This window comes from Pseudomonas sp. K2I15, from assembly GCF_002204795.1.
GTDB lineage: Bacteria > Pseudomonadota > Gammaproteobacteria > Pseudomonadales > Pseudomonadaceae > Aquipseudomonas.
Window position 1 is genome coordinate 39,824 of the sequence record NZ_NIXO01000012.1, and the last position, 21,475, is coordinate 61,298.

At 60.8% G+C, this 21,475-nt stretch carries 19 protein-coding genes; 10 read left to right on the plus strand and 9 right to left on the minus strand.

Annotation, left to right across the window (positions count from 1 at the left end):
• Positions 1-10: 10 nt before the first annotated feature.
• From ydcS to CEC48_RS10300, 7 genes are all read left to right on the plus strand, one after another.
• Entirely contained in the window at positions 11-1,162 is a 1,152-nt protein-coding gene (gene ydcS / locus CEC48_RS10265) for a putative ABC transporter substrate-binding protein YdcS (RefSeq protein WP_088423635.1), read from the plus strand.
• 234 nt (positions 1,163-1,396) lie between these two features.
• Positions 1,397-2,431: an ABC transporter ATP-binding protein gene (locus CEC48_RS10275; protein WP_088423637.1), complete on the plus strand. Its 1,035-nt coding sequence runs from the start codon at positions 1,397-1,399 to the stop codon at positions 2,429-2,431.
• Position 2,432: 1 nt separating this feature from the next.
• Positions 2,433-3,362 (plus strand): ABC transporter permease, encoded by a 930-nt coding sequence (locus CEC48_RS10280; protein WP_088423638.1) that lies wholly within the window; start codon positions 2,433-2,435, stop codon positions 3,360-3,362.
• On the plus strand, positions 3,352-4,161 hold the full coding sequence (locus CEC48_RS10285; RefSeq protein ID WP_088423639.1) for an ABC transporter permease: 810 nt from the start codon (positions 3,352-3,354) through the stop codon (positions 4,159-4,161). Before CEC48_RS10280 ends, CEC48_RS10285 begins: the two co-directional genes overlap by 11 nt.
• 177 nt (positions 4,162-4,338) lie before the next feature.
• Positions 4,339-5,763, plus strand: a complete 1,425-nt coding sequence (locus tag CEC48_RS10290; RefSeq protein ID WP_088423640.1) for a gamma-aminobutyraldehyde dehydrogenase — start codon at positions 4,339-4,341, stop codon at positions 5,761-5,763.
• A gap of 190 nt (positions 5,764-5,953) precedes the next feature.
• A complete protein-coding gene (locus CEC48_RS10295; RefSeq protein ID WP_088423641.1) occupies positions 5,954-7,816 on the plus strand; it encodes an FAD/NAD(P)-binding protein in 1,863 nt (620 codons plus the stop codon).
• A gap of 362 nt (positions 7,817-8,178) precedes the next feature.
• Positions 8,179-9,804, plus strand: a complete 1,626-nt coding sequence (locus CEC48_RS10300) for a glucan biosynthesis protein D (RefSeq protein ID WP_088423642.1) — start codon at positions 8,179-8,181, stop codon at positions 9,802-9,804.
• A gap of 45 nt (positions 9,805-9,849) precedes the next feature.
• Here CEC48_RS10300 and CEC48_RS10305 read toward each other — a convergent pair whose 3' ends face one another.
• From CEC48_RS10305 to CEC48_RS10325, 5 genes are all read right to left on the minus strand, one after another.
• Positions 9,850-10,035 carry a hypothetical protein gene (locus CEC48_RS10305; RefSeq protein WP_088423643.1) on the minus strand — a complete coding sequence of 62 codons (186 nt, stop codon included), beginning with the start codon at positions 10,033-10,035 and terminating at the stop codon, positions 9,850-9,852.
• A 222-nt stretch (positions 10,036-10,257) separates the two neighbouring features.
• Positions 10,258-10,743 (minus strand): ATP-binding protein, encoded by a 486-nt coding sequence (locus CEC48_RS10310; RefSeq protein ID WP_088423644.1) that lies wholly within the window; start codon positions 10,741-10,743, stop codon positions 10,258-10,260.
• Positions 10,744-10,824: 81 nt separating this feature from the next.
• On the minus strand, positions 10,825-11,931 hold the full coding sequence (locus CEC48_RS10315; protein ID WP_088423645.1) for an NADH:flavin oxidoreductase/NADH oxidase: 1,107 nt from the start codon (positions 11,929-11,931) through the stop codon (positions 10,825-10,827).
• A gap of 151 nt (positions 11,932-12,082) precedes the next feature.
• Positions 12,083-13,792, minus strand: a complete 1,710-nt coding sequence (gene recJ / locus CEC48_RS10320) for a single-stranded-DNA-specific exonuclease RecJ (RefSeq protein WP_088423646.1) — start codon at positions 13,790-13,792, stop codon at positions 12,083-12,085.
• Positions 13,793-13,978: 186 nt separating this feature from the next.
• The gene (locus CEC48_RS10325; protein ID WP_088423647.1) at positions 13,979-14,521 is read right to left on the minus strand and encodes a YaeQ family protein; all 543 of its coding nucleotides are present in this window, start codon (positions 14,519-14,521) and stop codon (positions 13,979-13,981) included.
• A gap of 149 nt (positions 14,522-14,670) precedes the next feature.
• Here CEC48_RS10325 and CEC48_RS10330 point away from each other — a divergent pair, with 149 nt between their 5' ends.
• Both CEC48_RS10330 and CEC48_RS10335 read left to right on the plus strand, forming a co-directional pair.
• Positions 14,671-15,870: a CaiB/BaiF CoA-transferase family protein gene (locus tag CEC48_RS10330; protein ID WP_088423648.1), complete on the plus strand. Its 1,200-nt coding sequence runs from the start codon at positions 14,671-14,673 to the stop codon at positions 15,868-15,870.
• On the plus strand, positions 15,870-16,748 hold the full coding sequence (locus tag CEC48_RS10335) for a TIGR02285 family protein (RefSeq protein WP_088423649.1): 879 nt from the start codon (positions 15,870-15,872) through the stop codon (positions 16,746-16,748). The genes CEC48_RS10330 and CEC48_RS10335 overlap by 1 nt, the downstream gene beginning before the upstream one ends.
• A gap of 171 nt (positions 16,749-16,919) precedes the next feature.
• Here the strand turns inward: CEC48_RS10335 and CEC48_RS10340 are convergent, their stop codons facing one another.
• Complete coding sequence (locus CEC48_RS10340) at positions 16,920-17,204, minus strand: DUF3509 domain-containing protein (RefSeq protein WP_088423650.1); 285 nt, start codon at positions 17,202-17,204, stop codon at positions 16,920-16,922.
• 290 nt (positions 17,205-17,494) lie between these two features.
• Here CEC48_RS10340 and CEC48_RS10345 point away from each other — a divergent pair, with 290 nt between their 5' ends.
• Complete coding sequence (locus CEC48_RS10345) at positions 17,495-17,695, plus strand: hypothetical protein (RefSeq protein ID WP_088423651.1); 201 nt, start codon at positions 17,495-17,497, stop codon at positions 17,693-17,695.
• A 99-nt stretch (positions 17,696-17,794) separates the two neighbouring features.
• Here CEC48_RS10345 and thrC read toward each other — a convergent pair whose 3' ends face one another.
• From thrC to CEC48_RS10360, 3 genes are all read right to left on the minus strand, one after another.
• Positions 17,795-19,204 carry a threonine synthase gene (gene thrC / locus CEC48_RS10350; RefSeq protein ID WP_088423652.1) on the minus strand — a complete coding sequence of 470 codons (1,410 nt, stop codon included), beginning with the start codon at positions 19,202-19,204 and terminating at the stop codon, positions 17,795-17,797.
• A gap of 67 nt (positions 19,205-19,271) precedes the next feature.
• Positions 19,272-20,576: a homoserine dehydrogenase gene (locus CEC48_RS10355; protein WP_003209580.1), complete on the minus strand. Its 1,305-nt coding sequence runs from the start codon at positions 20,574-20,576 to the stop codon at positions 19,272-19,274.
• A gap of 126 nt (positions 20,577-20,702) precedes the next feature.
• Positions 20,703-21,434, minus strand: a complete 732-nt coding sequence (locus CEC48_RS10360) for a thioredoxin fold domain-containing protein (protein ID WP_088423653.1) — start codon at positions 21,432-21,434, stop codon at positions 20,703-20,705.
• Between the last annotated feature and the right edge of the window lie 41 nt (positions 21,435-21,475).

Here is a 21,475-nt window from a genome sequence, read left to right on the forward strand (position 1 = left end):
GGGAACCCCCATGTCTGCGCACAAGACCGCACTGCTCAGTGCCCTGACCACCGCGCTGCTGGCCAGTGTCAGCATCCAGGCCGCCGAACCGCTCAAGGCGGTGGGTGCCGGTGAAGGCCAGTTGGATATCGTCGCCTGGCCCGGCTATATCGAACGTGGCGAAAGCGACAAGAACTACGACTGGGTCACCGGTTTCGAGAAAGAGACCGGCTGTAAGGTCAACGTCAAGACCGCCGCCACCTCCGATGAGATGGTGAGTTTGATGGCCAAGGGCGGCTACGACCTGGTCACCGCGTCGGGCGATGCCTCGTTGCGGCTGATCGGTGGCAAGCGCGTACAGCCGATCAACACGTCGCTGATCCCCAACTGGAAGAACATCGACCCGCGCCTCAAGGACGCGCCGTGGTACGTGGTCGGCCAGCAGACGTACGGCACGCCGTACCAGTGGGGCCCGAACGTGTTGATGTACAACACCAACGTGTTCAAGACCGCGCCCACCAGCTGGAACGTGGTGTTTGAAGCGCAGAACCTGCCCGATGGCAAGCCGAACAAAGGCCGTGTGCAAGCCTACGACGGCCCGATCTACATCGCCGATGCGGCGCTGTACCTCAAGGCCACCAAGCCGGAACTGGGCATCCAAAGCCCGTACGAGCTGACCGAAACCCAGTACAAGGCCGTGCTCGACCTGTTGCGCGCCCAGCAACCGTTGATCCACCGCTACTGGCACGACACCACCGTGCAAATGAGTGACTTCAAGAACGAAGGCGTGGTGGCCTCCAGCGCGTGGCCGTATCAGGTCAACGGCCTGGTGAACGAGAAGCAGCCGATTGCCTCGACCATTCCGAAGGAAGGCGCCACCGGCTGGGCAGACACCACCATGCTGCACGCCGATGCCAAACACCCGAATTGCGCCTACAAGTGGATGGACTGGTCGCTGCAGCCGAAGGTCCAGGGTGATGTGGCCTCGTGGTTCGGTTCGCTGCCGGCGGTGCCCGCCGCGTGCAAAGAAAGTGAGCTGCTGGGTGCCGAGGGTTGCAAGACCAACGGTTTCGACCAGTTCGAGAAGATCGCCTTCTGGAAAACCCCGCAGGCTGAAGGCGGCAAGTTCGTGCCGTACAGCCGCTGGACCCAGGATTACATCGCGATCATGGGCGGCCGCTAAGCACTCCCAGGCGACACAGGCCCCATGTGGGAGGGCTTATGTGGGAGCTGGCTTGCCTGCGATAGCATCACCTCGGTCTAGCTGAAAGACCGAGGAGCCTGCATCGCGGGCAAGCCCGGCTCCCACACAAGAGTTCCCACATTTGAACCGGGTCGCCCTCAACACCGCGTTAATTTTTTCAGAAGTCCAGGCCGGGCCGCTGCGACGACCCGTACCTTTTTGGAGCACCGCACCATGACGCTTGCAGTCCAATTCACCCACGTTTCCCGTCAGTTCGGCGAAGTGAAAGCCGTTGACCGGGTTTCCATCGATATCCAGGACGGCGAGTTTTTTTCCATGCTCGGCCCTTCCGGCTCGGGCAAAACCACGTGCCTGCGCCTGATCGCCGGCTTCGAGCAACCGAGTGCCGGCTCCATCCGTATTCACGGTGAAGAAGCCGCCGGTTTGCCGCCTTATCAGCGTGACGTGAACACTGTGTTCCAGGATTACGCGCTGTTCCCCCACATGAACGTGCGGGACAACGTGGCCTACGGCCTGAAAGTCAAAGGCGTGGGCAAGACCGAACGCCTCAAGCGTGCCGAAGAAACCCTGGGCATGGTTGCCCTCGGCGGCTACGGCGACCGCAAGCCGGTGCAACTCTCCGGTGGTCAGCGTCAACGTGTGGCCCTGGCACGTGCACTGGTCAATCGCCCTCGCGTGCTGCTGCTCGACGAGCCGCTCGGCGCACTCGACCTGAAGCTGCGCGAACAGATGCAAAGCGAGCTGAAGAAGCTGCAACGCCAGCTCGGCATCACCTTCATTTTCGTGACCCACGACCAGACCGAAGCGCTGTCGATGTCCGACCGCGTGGCCGTGTTCAACAAGGGCCGCATCGAACAGGTCGACACCCCGCGCAACCTGTACATGAAACCCGCCACCACCTTCGTCGCCGAGTTCGTCGGCACCTCCAACGTGATTCAGGGCGAGCTGGCGCAACGCTTGAGCGGTAACCCGCAGCCGTTCTCGATCCGTCCGGAACACGTGCGTTTCGCCGAAGGCCCGCTGGGCACTGGCGAAGTGGAAGTCAGCGGCCTGCTGCATGACATCCAGTACCAAGGCAGCGCCACCCGCTATGAGCTGAAACTGGAAAACGGCCAGGCCCTGAACATCAGCCAGGCCAACAACCAATGGCTGGACACCACCGCCGGGCACCAAGTCGGCCAGTCCATCACCGCGCGCTGGGCGCGGGAAGCCATGACGCCGTTGACCGACATCGCAGGCGAGGTGTGACATGAGCCTGGCCCTGTCCCAACCCCCGATGCGCAGGTTCTCCAACCTGCTGTACAAGAAGCCCAACCTGTACCTGTCGCTGCTGCTGGTGCCGCCGCTGATCTGGTTCGGCGCAATCTATCTGGGTTCGTTGCTGACCCTGCTGTGGCAAGGGTTCTATACCTTTGACGACTTCACCATGGCCGTCACACCGGACCTGACCCTGGCCAACTTCGCCGCGCTGTTCCAGCCGTCGAACTTCGACATCATCGTGCGCACCTTGAGCATGGCGATTGTGGTGTCGATCGCCAGCGCCATCGTCGCGTTCCCCATCGCCTATTACATGGCGCGCTACACCACGGGCAAGACCAAGGCGTTTTTCTACATCGCGGTGATGATGCCGATGTGGGCCAGCTACATCGTCAAGGCCTACGCCTGGACCTTGCTGCTGGCCAAGGGCGGCGTGGCGCAGTGGTTCGTGCAGCACCTGGGCCTGGAGCCGGTGTTGCAATTCATCATGGGCATCCCCGGCGTGGGCGGCAGCACCTTGAGCACCTCGCACCTGGGGCGGTTCATGGTGTTTGTGTACATCTGGCTGCCGTTCATGATTTTGCCGATCCAGGCGTCACTTGAGCGTTTGCCGCCGTCGTTGCTGCAAGCCTCGGCAGACCTGGGCGCCAAACCGCGCCAGACCTTCATGCAAGTGATTTTACCGCTGTCGGTGCCGGGGATTGCAGCGGGTTCGATCTTCACGTTCTCGCTGACCCTGGGCGACTTCATCGTGCCGCAACTGGTGGGCCCGCCCGGCTACTTCGTGGGCGGCATGGTGTACGCGCAGCAAGGCGCTATCGGCAACATGCCCATGGCCGCTGCATTCACCTTGGTGCCGATCGTGCTGATCGCGGTTTACCTGTCCATCGTCAAACGCCTGGGGGCCTTCGATGCACTCTGAAAAAGCTTCGTGGAGCCTGAAAATCGCGGCGTGGGGCGGGTTGGTTTTCCTGCACTTCCCGATCCTGATCATCTTCCTCTACGCCTTCAACACCGAAGAAGCGGCGTTCAGCTTTCCGCCCCAGGGCTTCACCCTGAAGTGGTTCAGCGTGGCCTTCTCGCGGCCGGACGTACTGGAAGCGATCAAGCTGTCGCTGCAAATCGCCTCGATCGCGACGCTGATTGCCATGGTGCTCGGCACCCTGGCCTCGGCGGCGTTGTATCGCCGGGAGTTTTTCGGCAAGCAAGGCATCTCGCTGATGCTGATCCTGCCGATTGCACTGCCGGGGATCATCACCGGTATCGCGCTGCTGGCCACCTTCAAGACATTGGGCATTGAGCCGGGGATGTTCACCATCATCGTCGGCCACGCGACCTTCTGCGTGGTGATCGTCTACAACAACGTGATTGCGCGTTTGCGCCGCACTTCCCACAGCCTGATCGAAGCCTCGATGGACCTTGGTGCCGACGGCTGGCAAACCTTCCGCTACATCATCATGCCCAACCTCGGCTCGGCGTTGCTGGCCGGCGGCATGCTGGCGTTTGCGCTGTCGTTCGACGAAATCATCGTCACCACCTTCACCGCCGGCCACGAGCGCACCTTGCCGCTGTGGCTGCTTAACCAGTTGAGCCGGCCACGGGATGTGCCGGTGACCAACGTGGTGGCAATGCTGGTGATGATCGTGACGATGTTCCCGATTCTGGGTGCCTATTACCTCACCCGCGGCGGCGAAAGCGTGGCCGGTAGCGGCGGTAAATAACTGACAACACATTGCCACTGAAGGAATGAGATTCAAATGTGGGAGCGGGCTTGCTCGCGAAAGCGGTGGATCAGGCACAACTTTTTCGCTGACACACCGCTTTCGCGAGCAAGCCCGCTCCCACAGTTGAGCCGATTTTTTCAGGGAAAACGCGATAGCTTCAAGGAGAACTGAACCATGCAAACCAAACTGCTGATCAACGGCCATCTGGTCGAAGGTGAAGGCCCGGCGCAGCCGGTGTTCAACCCGGCGCTGGGCCGGGTGCTGGTAGAGATCAAGGAAGCCAGCGAAGCCCAGGTCGACGCCGCCGTGCGTGCCGCCGACAGCGCCTTTGAAGGCTGGTCGCAAACCCCGCCCAAAGACCGCTCGCTGCTGCTGCTCAAACTCGCCGACGCCATCGAAGCCCACGGCGAAGAGCTGGCCAAGCTTGAGTCGGACAACTGCGGCAAACCCTACAGCGCCGCGCTGAACGACGAGATCCCGGCGGTGGCCGACGTGTTCCGCTTCTTCGCCGGCGCCAGCCGCTGCATGAGCGGTTCGGCCGGCGGTGAATACTTGCCAGGCCACACCTCGATGATCCGTCGCGACCCGGTGGGCGTGATCGCCTCCATCGCGCCGTGGAACTACCCACTGATGATGGTTGCCTGGAAAATCGCCCCGGCCCTGGCCGCCGGTAATACCGTGGTGCTCAAGCCGTCGGAACAAACCCCGCTGACCGCGTTGCGTTTGGTGGAGCTGGCCGCTGAAATTTTCCCGGCCGGTGTACTTAACCTGGTGTTTGGCCGTGGGCCGAGCGTGGGCAGCCCGCTGGTGAATCATCCGAAAGTGCGCATGGTGTCGCTGACGGGTTCGATTGCCACCGGCGCCACTATCATTTCCAGCACCGCCGACAGCGTCAAACGCATGCACATGGAACTGGGCGGCAAGGCGCCGGTAATCATCTTCAACGACGCTGATATCGACGCGGCCGTGGAAGGTATTCGCACCTTTGGTTTCTACAACGCAGGCCAGGACTGCACCGCTGCATGCCGGATTTATGCACAGGCTGATATCTACGACGCGTTCGTCGAGAAGCTCGGCGCGGCCGTGGCCAGCATCAAATACGGTTTGCAGGATGACCCGGCCACCGAGCTGGGCCCGCTGATTACCGCGCAGCACCGTGACCGTGTGGCCGGGTTTGTGGAGCGCGCCGTGGCGCAATCCCATATCCGCCTGATCACCGGCGGCAAGGCGGTGGAAGGCAACGGGTTCTTCTTTGAGCCAACAGTATTGGCCGACGCGCAGCAGGACGACGAGATCGTGCGCCGTGAGGTGTTCGGGCCGGTGGTGTCGGTAACCAAATTCAACGACGAGGCGCAGGTATTGGCCTGGGCCAACGACTCGGACTACGGCCTGGCGTCATCCGTCTGGACCGCCGACGTCGGCCGCGCCCATCGCCTGGCTGCGCGCCTGCAGTACGGCTGCACCTGGGTGAATACCCACTTCATGCTGGTCAGCGAAATGCCTCACGGCGGTCAGAAACTGTCTGGCTATGGCAAGGACATGTCCATGTATGGCCTGGAGGACTACACCACCGTCCGCCATGTGATGTTCAAGCACTGACCCTTTACCCCTGTCGAAGCGAGCTCACTGTGGCGAGGGAGCTTGCTCCCGCTGGGCTGCGTAGCGGCCCCAAAAATCCTGGGAGCGCTTCGCACTGGAGCGCCAGCCAGGTCCAGCGGGAGCAAGCTCCCTCGCCACAACAGCACGCTCCTACAGGGATCTCATAACAATAAATAATTCGCAGGTTCCCATGGACATCACCCGCCGCGACTTCCTCAACGGCGTCGCCATTACTATTGCCGCAGGCATGACGCCGCTGCAAATTCTCCAAGCTGCGCCCGACGGCCGCTACTACCCGCCCGCCCTCACCGGCTTGCGTGGCAGCCATGTCGGTTCGTTCGAAGTTGCCCACCAGATGGGCTGGGAAAAGAAGGCATTCGACACCGATAAACTGCCGATCACCGAAGACTACGACATGGTGGTGGTCGGAGGCGGCTTGAGCGGTCTGTCGGCGGCGTGGTTCTACCGTGAGAAGCACCCGAAGGCGAAGATCCTGATCCTGGAGAACCACGACGACTTCGGCGGCCATGCCAAGCGCAACGAGTTCCAGGCCGGTGGCCGGCTGATCATCGGCTACGGCGGCAGCGAAGCGTTCCAGTCGCCGAATCATCTTTACAGCAAAGAAGTAAACGGACTGTTGAAGAAACTCGGGGTGAACATCAAGCGCTTCGAGACTGCGTTTGACCGTCAGTTCTACCCGGGCCTGGGCCTGTCGCGCGGGGTATTCTTCGACAAGGAAAACTTCGGCGAAGACAAACTGGTGACCGGCGACCCGACGCCGATGGTCGCCGACGACATCGCCCCAGACCAATTGCACGCACGCTCTATCAGCGATTTCATCAATGACTTCCCGCTACCGGAAACCGACCGTCAGGCATTGATTGCCCTGCATGTTGCGCCCAAGGACTACCTGCCGGGCAAGTCCTCCGACGAAAAGGCCGAGTACCTGGCGGCCACCAGCTACCGCGATTTCCTGCTCAAGGACGTAGGGCTTTCGGAAGGCGCGGTGAAGTACTTTCAGAGTCGCACCAACGACTTCATGGCCTTGAGCATCGATGCCGTGGCTTCGGCCGACGCCTACAGCGTGGGTTTCCCGGGCTTCGGCGGAATGAACCTCGCGCCCATCAGCGAAGAAGCTGCAGCGGAAATGGAAGAGCCCTACATCTACCACTTCCCCGACGGCAACGCGTCGCTGGCACGGTTGCTGGTACGCAGCCTGATTCCGGCGGTGGCGCCCGGGCACACCATGGAAGACATCGTGCTGGCGCCGTTTGACTACGCCAAGCTCGATCAACCCAAGACGCCGGTGCGGGTGCGTTTGAACAGCACCGCCGTCAGCGTACGTAACGTCGGTGACGGTGTGCACATCGGCTACAGCCGTGGCGGCCAACTCGCACAGGTGCGCGGTAAACGCTGCATCCTGGCGTGCTACAACATGATGATCCCGTACCTGCTGCGCGACCTGCCGACAGCACAGGCTCAGGCCCTGAGCCAGAACGTGAAGTACCCGCTGGTTTACACCAAAGTGGTGGTGCGCAACTGGACGTCGTTCCAGAAGCTTGGGGTGCATGAGATTTATGCAGCAACCCAGCCCTACAGCCGGATCAAGCTGGACTACCCGGTGAGCATGGGCGGTTACGATCACCCGCGTGACCCGACGCAGCCCATTGGCTTGCACATGGTGTACGTGCCCACCAGCCCCAACAGCGGCATGAACGGCCGCGATCAGGCTCGCGCCGGGCGGGGCAAATTGTATGGGCAGACGTTTGAACAACTGGAAGCGCAACTGCGCGATCAATTGCAACGCATGCTAGGCCCGGGCGGTTTCAACCACCAGACCGATATTTTGGCGATCACTGTCAACCGTTGGTCACACGGCTATGCGACCTTCTCCAACAGCTTGTTTGACGATGCCGATGAAAGCGAAAAACTGAAGGACCTGGCGCGTAAGCCGCTGGGGCATGTGAGCATCGCCAACTCGGATGCGGCGTGGAGCGCGTATGCACATGCGGCGATTGATGAGGCGTATCGGGCGGTAGGCGAAGTGGGCTAATCCCGACTTTCCAGGAGGAAGAGGTTGTTGTGGCGAGGGAGCTTGCTCCGGCTGGGCTGCGCAGCAGCCCCAAAACCAGGCGATCGATATCTCCCTGAAAGATCTCGATCGCCTGACCTGGGGTTGCTTCGCAACCCAACGGGAGCAAGCTCCCTCGCCCCAAAGTTCCCGTAGAAATGTCTTGTTTCACATGCAACGCCATCAACCCGCCATCAATCATTTTTCCTTCCGCACCGAACCGCTTAAGCTATTTGGCATCTGTTTAATGTCCGTTGCGTTTGGCCGAAGGCATGTCCGAACCGTTTTCTTTGATCCAGCACGTGCCAGGAACGGCGCGGGATTGTTCACGACAGGTTGTATTTATGCACCGCAGGAATTTGCTCAAAGCGTCCATGGCCATTGCGGCTTACACCGGTCTATCGGCCAGCGGCCTGCTGGCCGCCCGAGCCTGGGCGGGCAATCGCGCCGCTGATGGCGAGGCCCAGGCCTTCGATTTCGAGGCGTTGAAGATCCAGGCCAAGCAACTGGCCGGCAATCGCTACCAGGACACCAAGCAGGTGCTGCCGCCTACCCTGGCGACCATGACCCCGCAAAATTTCAACGCCATCGGCTACGACGGCAAGCATTCGCTGTGGAAAGAGTTGAACGGCCAGTTGGACGTGCAGTTCTTCCACGTTGGCATGGGCTTCAAGACGCCGGTGCGCATGTACAGTGTCGACCCCAAGACCCGCCAGGCCCGCGAGGTGCATTTCCGCCCTTCGCTGTTCAACTATGAAAAAACCACGGTGGACACCAAACAGCTGACCGGCGACCTGGGTTTCTCCGGCTTCAAGCTGTTCAAGGCCCCGGAACTGGACCGCCACGACGTGCTGTCCTTCCTCGGCGCCAGCTACTTCCGTGCGGTGGATTCCAGCGGCCAGTACGGCCTTTCCGCACGCGGCCTGGCCATCGACACCTACGCGAAGAAGCGCGAGGAATTCCCGGACTTCACCAAGTTCTGGTTCGAAACCCCGGACAAGGACAGCACCCGCTTCGTGGTCTACGCCCTGCTGGACTCGCCAAGCGCTACCGGTGCCTACCGCTTCGACATCGACTGCCAGGCCAACCAGGTAGTGATGGCCATCGACGCTCATATCAACGCGCGCACCGCCATCGAGCAACTGGGCATCGCACCGATGACCAGCATGTTCAGCTGCGGTACCGTTGAACGGCGGATGTGCGACACCATCCACCCGCAAATCCACGACTCGGATCGCCTGGCCATGTGGCGCGGCAATGGCGAGTGGATCTGCCGCCCGCTGAACAACCCGGCCACCCTGCAATTCAACGCATTTGCCGACACCGACCCGAAAGGCTTCGGCCTGGTGCAGACCGACCATGAATTCGCCAGCTACCAGGACACCGTGGACTGGTACAGCAAGCGTCCAAGCCTGTGGGTAGAACCTACAACTGCGTGGGGCGAAGGCTCTATCGACCTGCTGGAAATTCCTACAACTGGCGAGACCCTGGACAACATCGTGGCCTTCTGGACACCAAAGAAGCCCGTGGCTGCCGGTGAGTCCCTGAACTACGGCTACAAGCTCTACTGGAGCGCCCTGCCGCCGGTCAGTACACCACTGGCACAGGTCAACGCCACCCGTTCGGGCATGGGCGGTTTTACCGAAGGTTGGGCACCGGGCGAGCATTACCCAGAAGTGTGGGCGCGGCGTTTTGCGGTGGACTTCAACGGCGGCGGCCTGGACCGTTTACCCGAAGGCACCGGAATCGAACCAGTGGTGACGTGCTCCCACGGTGAGGTCAAAGACTTCAGCGTATTGGTGCTGGATGCCATCAAGGGCTATCGAATTCTGTTTGACTGGTACCCGACCAGCGACAGTGTCGAGCCGGTTGAACTGCGACTGTTCATCCGCACCCAGGACCGCACCCTGAGTGAAACCTGGCTGTACCAGTACTTCCCACCGGCTCCAGACAAGCGCAAGTACACCTGATACCGAACGTTCCCACGCTTGCGTGGGAACGCCCCTTCGGTGCTTTCAGAACCGCGAAATACTCTTCATTGCCCCAATCAAGTACCGCATCGCCACCTGATCACTCTCGGTCAGGGCGCGGTACTGTTCCAGCAACTGCGCCTCGTCCGAACTCAAGCGTCGGCTGCGCAGTGACATCCTGCGGGCCAGAAAGGACGACAAAAACCCCGCAACACCATAAGACTTGGCCATGGACTGTCTCCTCGTATCAATCAACTGCTTCCTGATTGCCCATAACCTCATCCCGCGATGCGACCTGCGAGGGTCATCAGGCTGACTTCCTGGGCCAGAAGTCAGACTTACTGTAAGCGTAGAAACTATCTTGCCGGGCGTGAGACTTTTTTAGAGTAATCACTTAAAAAACGCTTATAGGGCAATGACCTACAGCGTTATCCCACAAGCGGCCGGTACCTATCACGTCTCGGCCGAGGGCCGATGGTGAACAAGGTTGAAGCCTTCTGCAGGCGTTGGCGCTTCGAAATAGCCGGTAATCAAGTCGAACTGGGCGTCGCTGGTTTCGAACGCGTGGGTGCCGGCAGCGTTGCGCGCACGCAGGCGCGCCTTGCAGACCTCGTCCGGCACATCCAGGTAATGCAATTGATGGTCAGCGCCCGCACCCTCAAACAAAGACCGCATCCAGCGGCGGCTGGCCAAGGTGTTGGCGGGAAAATCCAGCACCACCGAGATGCCGGCCTTGAGCAACGAAATGATATGCGCCGTGAGCGCATCACGCAGGTAGCCAGTGCAGCGCACATAGTCGCCGAGGGCGTTGATCTGCCCCGGATAGAGGCGTGACAGCCACTCATCCTCACTGATCAATACCGCCAGGGGATCCTGCGACAACTGCCGGGTCAGGGTCGATTTGCCGGATGCAATTTTGCCGCAGATCAGGTGCAACATGGGTTTCTCCAGTGTTGAGGCCAATAAAAAACCCGCCGGTTCAAGGGCGGGCTTTTATGTTTACCACGATTGCTGTGCAGATCAATCGCGCAAATCCGACTCATGAATCGGCTGGTCCCTATGAGTCGCCCGCTGGTATTGCGCCGGCCAGATCGCCTTGCGCCCACCGAGGTCATCATCGGCATGCAGTGGCCAGTACGGGTCTCGCAACAGCTCACGGGCGAGGAAGATGATGTCGGCCTGGCAGGTGCGCAGGATGTGCTCGGCCTGGGCAGGCTCGGTAATCATGCCCACGGTGCCGGTGGCGATCCCCGACTCTTTGCGCACGCGCTCGGCGAAGCGGGTTTGGTAACCGGGGCCTGTAGGGATTTCCGCATTGGCGGCGGTGCCACCGGAGGAGACGTCAATCAGGTCCACGCCCAGGTCTTTCAGGCGGCGCGCCAGCTCCACGGTTTCATCCGGGTTCCAGCCGTCTTCGACCCAATCGGTGGCCGACACCCGTACAAACAGCGGCAGCTCTTGCGGCCAGGCTTCACGTACCGCCGTGGTCACTTGCAGCACCAGGCGGATGCGGTTTTCGAACGAGCCGCCGTACTGGTCCTGACGTTGATTGCTCAGGGGCGACAGAAATTGATGCAACAGGTAGCCATGGGCGGCGTGGATTTCCACCACTTTGAAACCGGCGGTCAGCGCACGCTTGGCGGCGGCGACAAAGTCAGCGATCACTTGCTGGATCTGCCCTTCGTCCAGTTGTTTGGGTGAGGTGTGCTGCGGGTCAAAGGCAATCGGCGACGGCCCCACCGGCACCCATCCGCCGTCTTCCGGCTTGACGCTGCCATGCTTGCCGATCCATGGCCGATGGGTGCTGGCCTTGCGCCCGGCGTGGGCCAGTTGAATACCCGCCACCGCGCCCTGGGCGCTGATAAAACGCGTGATGCGTTGCAGGGGTTCGATCTGTTCGTCGTTCCACAGGCCCAAGTCCTGGGCCGTGATGCGGCCATCGGCGGTGACGGCGGTGGCTTCGGTAAAGATCAGCCCGGCACCGCCCACGGCACGGCTGCCGAGGTGCACCAGGTGCCAGTCGTTGGCCAGGCCATCGACACTGGAATACTGGCACATCGGTGACACGGCGATGCGGTTGAGCAGGGTCAGTTGGCGCAGGGTATAGGGTTCAAGCAGCAGACTCATGGGGCACCTCTTTTATGCAGTGGGCTGGCTCCAGGGTTCTGTTTGAACGGTCGACGAAAAACCCGTCCCCGGCGGGCTGAAATAAGACAAGGTCACAAGACCGATCACACAGTGCTTAGAGACTAGTCGACAACAGAGGATTGCACAGGGTTCAGCGCGGCTCGATATGGGCAATCATCAGTTGCACGGTTTCCTGGCCACGGAACTCGTTCACGTCGAGCTTGTAGGCCAGTTCCACCCAACGAATGGTCGGGTTGGGCCAGATATCCCGGTCGATGCCGAACGCGATGCCATCAAGCTTTACCGAACCACATTCGCTCTTGAGCACCACTTTCAGGTGCCGTTCGCCGACGACACGCTGTTCCACCAACTGGAACACCCCGTGGAACAACGGCTCGGGGAAATGCTGGCCCCACGGCCCGGCATTGCGCAGGGCGCGGGCCAGTTCCAGGTGAAACTCTTCAACCGCCAGGGTGCCGTCGGACAGCAGCCGGCCAGTCAGGTCTTCTTCTCGCAGTTGCCGGCGCACTTCGGCGTCAAAGGCCTCGGCGAACAGTGGGAAGTTGGCCTCGGGCAAGGTAAGGCCCGCCGCCATGGCGTGGCCGCCATACTTGGCGATCAACGTCGGATGCTGGCTGGCCACCACCGCCAGCGCGTCACGGATATGAAAGCCTGGCACGGAACGCCCGGAGCCCTTGAGCAGGCCGTCGCCGGCATCGGCAAAGGCAATGGTCGGGCGGAAGTAACGCTCTTTCATCCGCGAGGCGAGGATGCCGATGACGCCTTGGTGCCATTCCGGGTCGAACAGGCACAAGCCATACGGCATCGATTCCACCGGCAAGTCCTTGAGCTGGGCCAGGGCCTCGCGCTGCATGCCTTGTTCGATGGATTTACGGTCCTGGTTCATGCCGTCCAGTTGCGCGGCCATTTCCCGGGCGGCGGCAAAATCCGTGGTGAGCAGGCATTCGATGCCCAGGCTCATGTCATCCAGGCGACCGGCGGCGTTCAGGCGCGGGCCGAGGATAAAACCGAGGTCGGTGGAGGTGATACGGGCGTGATCACGCTTGGCCACTTCGAGGATCGCCTTGATTCCCGGGCGGGCACGACCGGCACGAATACGTTCCAGGCCCTGGTAGACGAGGATGCGGTTGTTGGCGTCCAGCGGGACCACGTCGGCCACGCTGCCCAGGGCCACCAGATCCAGCAGTTCGCCGATGTTCGGCTGCGGCTTGTTCTCGTACCAGCCAAGGCTGCGCAAGCGGGCGCGCAGGGCCATCAGTACGTAGAAAATCACGCCCACACCGGCCAAGGCCTTGCTGGGGAATTCACAGCCTGGCTGGTTCGGGTTGACGATCGCGTCGGCCGCCGGCAGTTCATCGCCCGGCAAGTGGTGGTCGGTGACCAACACCTTGAGCCCCGCCGCTTTCGCCGCCGCCACGCCTTCGACACTGGAGATGCCGTTGTCCACGGTGATCAGCAGCTGTGGCTGGCGCTGCAGGGCCACTGCGACGATTTCCGGGGTCAGGCCGTAACCGTATTCGAAACGGTTGGGTACCAGGTAATCGACATGAGCTGCGCCCAACAAGCGCAGGCCCAGCGTGCCCACGGTGCTGGCGGTGGCGCCGTCGGCGTCGAAGTCACCCACGATCAGGATGCGCTGGCGCTGCTCCAGGGCCGTCACCAGTAGGTCCACGGCGGCATCGATGCCCTTGAGCTGCTGATACGGAATCAGCCGCGCCAGGCTTTTATCCAGCTCGGCTTCCGATTGCACCCCGCGTGCGGCGTAGAGACGGGTCAACAACGGTGGCAATTCACCGAGGAATGGCAGGACGGCAGGCAACGGGCGAGGATCGATACGCATGGGGTGACGGAAGCTTCTCTTTAATGTTGAAAGTTAACGGTGATCCCATGTGGGAGCTGTCGAGCCCCAGCGAGGCTGCGATAGGGTCACCTCGGTGTACCTGTCAGACCGCAGCGCCTGCATCGCAGCCTCGCTAAAGCTCGACAGCTCCCACACTCGACCAGCGTCCAATCAGTTATCGACGTTTCAGTCGCGCTCGCCGACCAGCCATTCCAGCTGGACTTCGTGCTGCCCACGGTCGTCAGTCACGAAGATCGTGCCTTCGCTGATCATCACGTCCCACTTGATCACCCGTGGCATGTCCTTGGCCAGGGTTTCCAGGATTTCCTGGGGTACGGCGGCGATGTGCACGTTTTTCAGGTTTTTCGCCACCGGTACCACTTTGCCTTCCCACACGCGCAAGCTGCCATAGGCCAGCAAGGTGGTGCGTTCGGTACGGCGGGAACACCAGGTCAGGCGATCTGCATCCGGCTGGCCGACTTCGATCCAGTGCAAAACGCGATCATCCAGGCTTTTTTCCCACAACGCCGGCTCGTCTACATCCGACAGGCCACGACCAAAAGCCAACTGTTCGCTGTAGAAAAGCGCGTAGGCCAGCAAACGCACAGTCATGCGCTCTTCGGTTTCCGAAGGATGGCGGGCGATGGTCTGCTTGACGCTCTCGTACACCGAACGATCAAGGTCGGTGAGGTTGAGTTCAAACTTGTAGGTCGTGGACGGCTGGGCCATGAACGGACTTCTAGAGACAGGGAAAGGCGGCAAGTCTAACCGATGGCGAGGTGATTCAACGAATCCTGCGCTGCATCATCCTTATCACTGCGCCACTCGCCTATGTTAAAAGGCATCACATCCCCGCACTGCGCTTCAAAGGATCCCCCATGTCGCTTACCGCCAAACCACTTGCCGGCCTGAAAGTCATCGAACTCGGCACCCTGATCGCCGGCCCGTTCGCGTCCCGCATTTGCGCCGAGTTCGGTGCCGAGGTGATCAAGGTCGAGTCCCCGGATGGCGGCGACCCGCTGCGCAAGTGGCGCAAGCTGTATGAAGGCACCTCGCTGTGGTGGTTTGTGCAGGCGCGCAACAAAAAGTCCCTGACCCTGAACCTGAAACACCCGGACGGCCTGGCGATTCTCAAGCAACTGTTGGCGGACGCCGACATCCTGATCGAGAACTTTCGCCCTGGCGTGCTGGAAAAGCTCGGCCTGAGCTGGGAAACCTTGCACGCCCTGAACCCGAAGCTGGTGATGGTGCGGCTCTCGGGCTTTGGCCAGACCGGGCCGATGAAGGACCAGCCAGGGTTTGGCGCGGTGGGCGAGTCCATGGGTGGCCTGCGTTACATCACCGGTTTCGAGGATCGCCCGCCGGTGCGCACCGGGATTTCCATCGGCGACTCGATCGCGGCGCTGTGGGCGGTGATTGGTGCGCTGATGGCCTTGCGTCATCGCGAAGTGAATGGCGGGCTTGGCCAGGTCGTGGATGTGGCGCTGTATGAGGCGATCTTCGCGATGATGGAGAGCATGATCCCGGAGTTCGACGTATTCGGTTTTATCCGCGAGCGCACCGGCAACATCATGCCCGGTATCACGCCCTCCTCTATCCACACCAGCCAGGATGGCAAACATGTGCAGATTGGCGCCAATGGCGATGCGATCTTCAAGCGCTTCATGTCGGCCATTGGTCGGGAGGACCTGGCCAATGACCCGGAACTGGCGAGTAACGATGGCCGAGACAACCGCCGTGATGAGTTGTACGGGGTGATTGATCGGTGGGTGAATTCGCTGCCGCTGAATCAGGTGGTAGAGCAACTGAATAAGGCCGAAGTGCCCGCCAGCCGGATCTACAGCGCCGAAGACATGCTGGGAGACCCGCAGTTTCTCGCCCGCGAGATGTTCCTCAGCGCGCAGCTCCCCGGCGGTAAGGACTTCAAGATGCCGGGCATCGTGCCCAAACTTTCAGACACGCCAGGCAGTTGTGAGTGGGTGGGCCCCCAGTTGGGTGAACACAACGGCGTGCTGCTCAACGAACTGGGCTACGACACGGCGGCCGTAAAACGCCTGCGTGAGGATGGCGCGATCTGATGGCCCGGCGCTTCATCATTCGACTCTGCCTCCTGGGTTCACTGCTCGTGGGGTGGCCGCTGTCGAGCCAGGCCCAGGAAACCTTGATCTGGCTATTACGTGACCTGCCGCCGGTAACGATTTTCGATGGCCCACAAAAAGGCCAGGGCGTGCTCGACCAACTGCTGCCAATACTCGCCGAGCGCATGCCGGAGTATCGGCACCAGATCCTCCACGTAAACCGCGCACGCGGCATGCAAATGCTCAGCGACCCCAGCACGCTTACCTGCGACCCGTCCCTGCTGTGGACAGCGGAACGCGCGAAAACCATCGTATTTTCCGCCCAGGCCTTTGCGTCACTGACTAATGGGGTGACGATCCGCCAAAGTGAACGGGCGGCGCTGGCGCCGTTTGTGGTGGGTGGCATGTTTGACCTGGAGGCGTTTTTGAATGCGCGGGATGCGCGCCTTGGCATCATCGCCGAGCGCAGCTATGGCGCCATCATCGATGAATCGCTGACCCACGCCAGTGCTCACAAGCTGGCGCCGCACTATGGCAATGACGCCCTCGGCAGCCTGCTGCAAATGCAACGCAAAGGCCGGCTGGAGGCGGTGCTGGGTTATTGGACAGAAGTCCGCTATCAGGCGCTGCAACAGGACATCGATCCCCAGGACCTGATCTTCTACCCCATCAAAGGCACCCCGCCCTATCAGCTGACCCGTATTGCCTGCACGGACAACGCACCAGGCCGCAAGGCCATCGAGCGGATCAATCAGGTGCTGCACGAGATCCCGCAGGAGCAACTGCGACAGTCCTACGCCTCATGGCTCGACCCGGTCATGCGTGAGCAATACCTGAAAGACAACCCGAGGTTTTTCCAGGATGCCCCCAGCCCATGACAAATCGCGGGCAAAAAGAAACCCCGAGCAGTGGGGAGACAACTCGGGGTTAATAAGGGCCTATAAAGACCAGTAACAACGAGCCACAAGCACCGGAGCACAATGCTTGATCTCGCTGTTACAAAATCTGACTCGCCTTACCGTAGGAAGGTTCCCAACAAAAATAAATCTTCATGCGCGAGCAATCGGCCGAGTCAGGGCCGCGTTGCGCAGCGCCACTATGACCGAGGGTTCCAGACGCCCTTCGGCAATCATCAGGTCGCGGTGCAAACAGTCCACCACATCCACCAATGCACGCTTGTCGGTCAATTGCGCCTGGTCGACCTCACGCTCGACCACAATGGCACCGGCCGGATTCTTTACGGTTACCAGGCATTCGCCCTGCACACCCGAGGGGGTCAGCGTGACCTGATAAGGGCTCAGTGCTTCACCGAGCAATAGGCTGATACTTTCCATCTCGATCACCACTCAATAGTTCGGGAACAATCGTGTAAACGGGAGCTGCATCTATCCTAAATGACTATTTGCGTCGTAGGAAAGTTCGCTTTTTCGTCTTTCAAGGGTTGCCGGGGATGACGTGACCAGCATGCGCTTGCAACATGACAACCAAAAAACGGCGGCACATAACTGCTTACTCAACGGGTGGTTGTTTTGGCGCTGGTGCCGCGGGTGAATCCTATACTCGGTGATGCTGCCGTGCAGCAAGAGCGCATATCAAAAGGCCCCCAATTCGAAGGATGAAGACGATGCTGGAACACAACCAAGAGCAGGCTGCATTGGAAAAGATTCACGCCGATATATCACGCATCTATGCAGAGCAGCGCAAACTCAACGCCGAAGCTCACAAGATTACCCTCGAGAATTTCTGGTACCCCATGGGCATCGTCCTGGGCATGTTTACGGCGATCGGCACCATAATGGCCCTGGCGCACAAATTACTCGCGTAAACGATTGCTCCGACGGGGCCTGCCAGAAACGAAAAACGCCGCTCACCCAAGGATGGGAAAGCGGCGTTTTTGTGTGCGCCGAAGCGCCAGCAGTTTGCCTTACAGCGGCTTACCACGATTCCCATGCTGGCTGACAAACGCCTGCACAGCTTTCAGGTCATTGGCCAACACCGTGCAACGCTCTTCACGTTCAAACAGGTCGGTGAGGTGAGGCGGTAATTCCAGCGCCTTGCCAACGCCCGCCTTCTCTACCGCTTCCGGGAATTTGACCGGGTGCGCGGTGCCGAGGATCACCATCGGGATGTCCAGGCTGCGACGGCATTCGCGCGCGGCCTTCACGCCAATGGCAGTGTGCGGGTCCAGCAGTTCGCCCGTCTGGGCGTAGACTTCGGCGATGGTCTCGCAGGTTTGTGCATCGTCCACGGCCAGGGAGTCGAACAGCTTGCGGGTTTCGGTCCAGCGCTCTTGCTCGACGCTGAAACCGCCACCTTGCTTGAAGGTATCCATCAGGCCGGCCAGGGCCGCGCCATTACGACCGTGCATGTCGAACAGCAGGCGTTCGAAGTTCGACGACACCATGATGTCCATCGACGGCGACAGCGTGGCGTGCAGGGTTTCCTTGACGTACTGGTTGCCGCTCATGAAGCGGTGCAGGATGTCGTTGCGGTTGGTGGCGACGATCAACTGGTTGATCGGCAGGCCCATGTTGCGTGCCAGGTAACCAGCGAAGATGTCGCCGAAGTTGCCGGTTGGCACCGAGAACGACACCGAACGCGCCGGGCCGCCCAACTGCAGGGCTGCGTGAAAGTAGTAGACGATCTGGGCCATGATCCGCGCCCAGTTGATCGAGTTTACGGCTACCAGGCGCGTGCCTTTGAGGAAGCTCTGGTCGGCAAAGCTCGCCTTGACCATTTCCTGGCAGTCATCGAAGTTGCCTTCGATGGCGATGTTGTGGATGTTCTCGCCGAAGATGGTGGTCATCTGGCGGCGCTGCACTTCCGACACGCGGTTGTGCGGGTGCAGGATGAAGATGTCGACGTTTTCGCAGTGCTTGCAACCTTCGATCGCCGCCGAGCCGGTATCACCGGAGGTGGCGCCGATGATCACCACGCGCTCACCGCGTTTTTCCAGCACGTAGTCGAGCAGACGACCCAGCAGTTGCAGGGCAAAATCCTTGAACGCCAGGGTCGGGCCGTGGAACAGTTCCAGGACCCACTCGTTGCCGTTCAGCTGGCGCAACGGGGCGATGGCGCTGTGGGAGAACACGCCGTACGTCTCTTCCAGAATCTTTTTGAAATCCGCATCAGGGATGCTGCCGGTGACGAACGGGCGCATGACCCGGAACGCCAGTTCGTGGTACGGCAGGCCGGCCCAGGAAGCAATTTCTTCCTGGGTGAAGCGTGGCAGGTTTTCCGGCACGTACAGGCCGCCGTCAGTGGCCAGACCGGCCAGCAAGACGTCTTCGAAATTCAGGGCCGGTGCCTGGCCGCGGGTGCTGATATAACGCATGACTGGCTCCTCTAGAGCATGCTTGAACAAGGGCCGCCGAACGTGTGGGGCCCTTGGCGCAAAACGATTAGTTCAGGTGTTCGACGCGAATCCGCACCACCGGCCCAACCACGCCCTGCAACGCTTCAAGCGCGGCGATGGCATCGTTGATGTGCTGTTCCAGCACGCGGTGGGTCAGCAGGATCATGGGCACCAGGCCGTCTTGTTCTTCGACTTCCTTCTGCATGATCGATTCAATGTTGATGCCGCGCTCCGACAGGATACTGGCCACCTGGGCCAACACGCCCGGGTGATCCTTGGCCTGGATGCGCAGGTAGTAGGCACTTTCGCAGGCTTCGATCGGCAGGATCGGGTGGGCCGACAGCGAATCCGGCTGGAAGGCCAGGTGCGGTACGCGGTTTTCCGGGTCGCTGGTCATGGCGCGAACCACGTCCACCAGGTCGGCGATCACCGACGAAGCGGTTGGCTCCATGCCGGCGCCGGCGCCGTAGAACAGGGTCGAACCGGCAGCGTCACCGTTGACCATCACGGCGTTCATCACGCCATTGACGTTGGCGATCAGGCGGTCGGCCGGAATCAGCGTCGGGTGCACACGCAGTTCGATACCGGCCGGGGTGCTGCGCGCAACACCGAGGTGCTTGATGCGGTAGCCCAGGGCTTCGGCGTAGTTCACGTCGGCGGTGGTCAGTTTGGTGATGCCTTCGGTGTAGGCTTTGTCGAACTGCAGCGGGATACCAAAGGCGATGGACGCCAGGATGGTCAGCTTGTGAGCTGCGTCGATGCCTTCGACGTCGAAGGTCGGATCGGCTTCGGCGTACCCCAGGGCCTGGGCTTCGGCCAGCACGTCTTCGAAGGTACGGCCCTTCTCGCGCATCTCGGTGAGGATGAAGTTACCGGTGCCATTGATGATCCCGGCCACCCAGTTGATACGGTTGGCGGACAGGCCTTCACGGATCGCCTTGATCACCGGGATGCCACCAGCTACCGCAGCTTCGAACGCAACGATCACGCCCTTCTCGCGGGCCTTGGCGAAGATTTCGTTACCGTGCACGGCGATCAGCGCCTTGTTGGCGGTGACCACGTGCTTGCCGTTTTCGATGGCCTTGAGCACCAGTTCGCGGGCCACGGTGTAGCCGCCCACCAGCTCGATGACAATATCGATTTCAGGGTTGGTGGCGACTTCGAAGACATCGTTGGTAATCGCAATACCGGTCGTTTGGAACTGAGGCTTTGGCGTACGCGTGGCAATTTGTGCCACTTCAATCCCACGCCCTGCACGGCGGGAAATTTCTTCAGCATTACGCTGAAGTACGTTGAAGGTGCCGCCACCGACGGTCCCTAACCCACAGATGCCTACTTTGACCGGTTTCACTGAAGAACTCCCCATGAAACGGCCGACTCAAGGTCGGCCGTGAAAACAGCCGCACAACTGCGGCTCTCTATTAATGACCCGCCGAATGGTCGGCCAGTCTGATCGTCAAAGGCTCGACGATACTGCTTACTTTGCGTTCAATGCCAGTTTGGCAACTTGCGGCGCAGGCTGGTAGCCCGGAATCACCTGACCGTCAGCCAAAACGATGGCCGGCGTGCCGTTCACACCAATCGACTGGCCGAGGGCGAACTGCTTGGAAACCGGGTTGGCGCATTTGGCGGCCTTGATTTCCTTGCCATCGACCATCTTGTCCATCGCGGCTTTCTTGTCGGCCGAGCACCAGACAGCTTGCAACTGCTCGTCACCCGGCGAACCCAGGCCCTGGCGCGGGAACGCCACGTAGCGCACTTCAACGCCGAGCTTGTTCAGCTCAGGCACTTCGGCGTGCAGCTTGTGGCAGTACGGGCAGGTGGTGTCGGTGAACACGGTGATGTGGGTCTTGGTCTCGCCAATGGCCGGGTAAACCACGGTTTCAGCAACTGGAATGCCATTGATCAGCTTGGACACGCCCAGGCGCTCGGCTTTCTCGGTGAGGTTGACCGGTTTGCCGTCTTTCAACTGGAACAGGTAGCCCTGGACGATGTACTGGCCATCGGCGCTGGCATACAGCACGCGGCTGCCCTTGAGCTTGACTTCATACAGGCCGGCCATCGGGCTGGCGCTGATGCTTTCAATCGGGGTGTCGAGCTGGAGGGCTTCCAGGCTCTTGCGGATTGTCTTCTCTGCGGCGTCGTCGGCGACGGCAAAGGTTGAGACCAACGCAATGGCTGCGATGGCAAAAATCTGGGTCAAGCGCATGGGAACTCCTGAAGGCAGATGCAGGGACGGGAGCAGGAACA

What these genes read in the sequence shown, in the direction of transcription:
- CEC48_RS10345 (WP_088423651.1), top strand. Translation starts at nt 17,495, where the DNA reads ATGCTGGAACACAACCAAGAGCAGGCTGCATTGGAAAAGATTCACGCC.
- CEC48_RS10340 (WP_088423650.1), bottom strand. Translation starts at nt 17,204, where the DNA reads ATGGAAAGTATCAGCCTATTGCTCGGTGAAGCACTGAGCCCTTATCAG.
- CEC48_RS10330 (WP_088423648.1), top strand. Translation starts at nt 14,671, where the DNA reads ATGTCGCTTACCGCCAAACCACTTGCCGGCCTGAAAGTCATCGAACTC.
- CEC48_RS10335 (WP_088423649.1), top strand. Translation starts at nt 15,870, where the DNA reads ATGGCCCGGCGCTTCATCATTCGACTCTGCCTCCTGGGTTCACTGCTC.
- CEC48_RS10310 (WP_088423644.1), bottom strand. Translation starts at nt 10,743, where the DNA reads ATGTTGCACCTGATCTGCGGCAAAATTGCATCCGGCAAATCGACCCTG.
- CEC48_RS10360 (WP_088423653.1), bottom strand. Translation starts at nt 21,434, where the DNA reads ATGCGCTTGACCCAGATTTTTGCCATCGCAGCCATTGCGTTGGTCTCA.
- CEC48_RS10280 (WP_088423638.1), top strand. Translation starts at nt 2,433, where the DNA reads ATGAGCCTGGCCCTGTCCCAACCCCCGATGCGCAGGTTCTCCAACCTG.
- CEC48_RS10275 (WP_088423637.1), top strand. Translation starts at nt 1,397, where the DNA reads ATGACGCTTGCAGTCCAATTCACCCACGTTTCCCGTCAGTTCGGCGAA.
- recJ (WP_088423646.1), bottom strand. Translation starts at nt 13,792, where the DNA reads ATGCGTATCGATCCTCGCCCGTTGCCTGCCGTCCTGCCATTCCTCGGT.
- CEC48_RS10295 (WP_088423641.1), top strand. Translation starts at nt 5,954, where the DNA reads ATGGACATCACCCGCCGCGACTTCCTCAACGGCGTCGCCATTACTATT.
- CEC48_RS10315 (WP_088423645.1), bottom strand. Translation starts at nt 11,931, where the DNA reads ATGAGTCTGCTGCTTGAACCCTATACCCTGCGCCAACTGACCCTGCTC.
- CEC48_RS10290 (WP_088423640.1), top strand. Translation starts at nt 4,339, where the DNA reads ATGCAAACCAAACTGCTGATCAACGGCCATCTGGTCGAAGGTGAAGGC.
- CEC48_RS10305 (WP_088423643.1), bottom strand. Translation starts at nt 10,035, where the DNA reads ATGGCCAAGTCTTATGGTGTTGCGGGGTTTTTGTCGTCCTTTCTGGCC.
- thrC (WP_088423652.1), bottom strand. Translation starts at nt 19,204, where the DNA reads ATGCGTTATATCAGCACCCGCGGCCAGGCACCGGCCCTGAATTTCGAA.
- CEC48_RS10325 (WP_088423647.1), bottom strand. Translation starts at nt 14,521, where the DNA reads ATGGCCCAGCCGTCCACGACCTACAAGTTTGAACTCAACCTCACCGAC.
- CEC48_RS10300 (WP_088423642.1), top strand. Translation starts at nt 8,179, where the DNA reads ATGCACCGCAGGAATTTGCTCAAAGCGTCCATGGCCATTGCGGCTTAC.
- ydcS (WP_088423635.1), top strand. Translation starts at nt 11, where the DNA reads ATGTCTGCGCACAAGACCGCACTGCTCAGTGCCCTGACCACCGCGCTG.
- CEC48_RS10285 (WP_088423639.1), top strand. Translation starts at nt 3,352, where the DNA reads ATGCACTCTGAAAAAGCTTCGTGGAGCCTGAAAATCGCGGCGTGGGGC.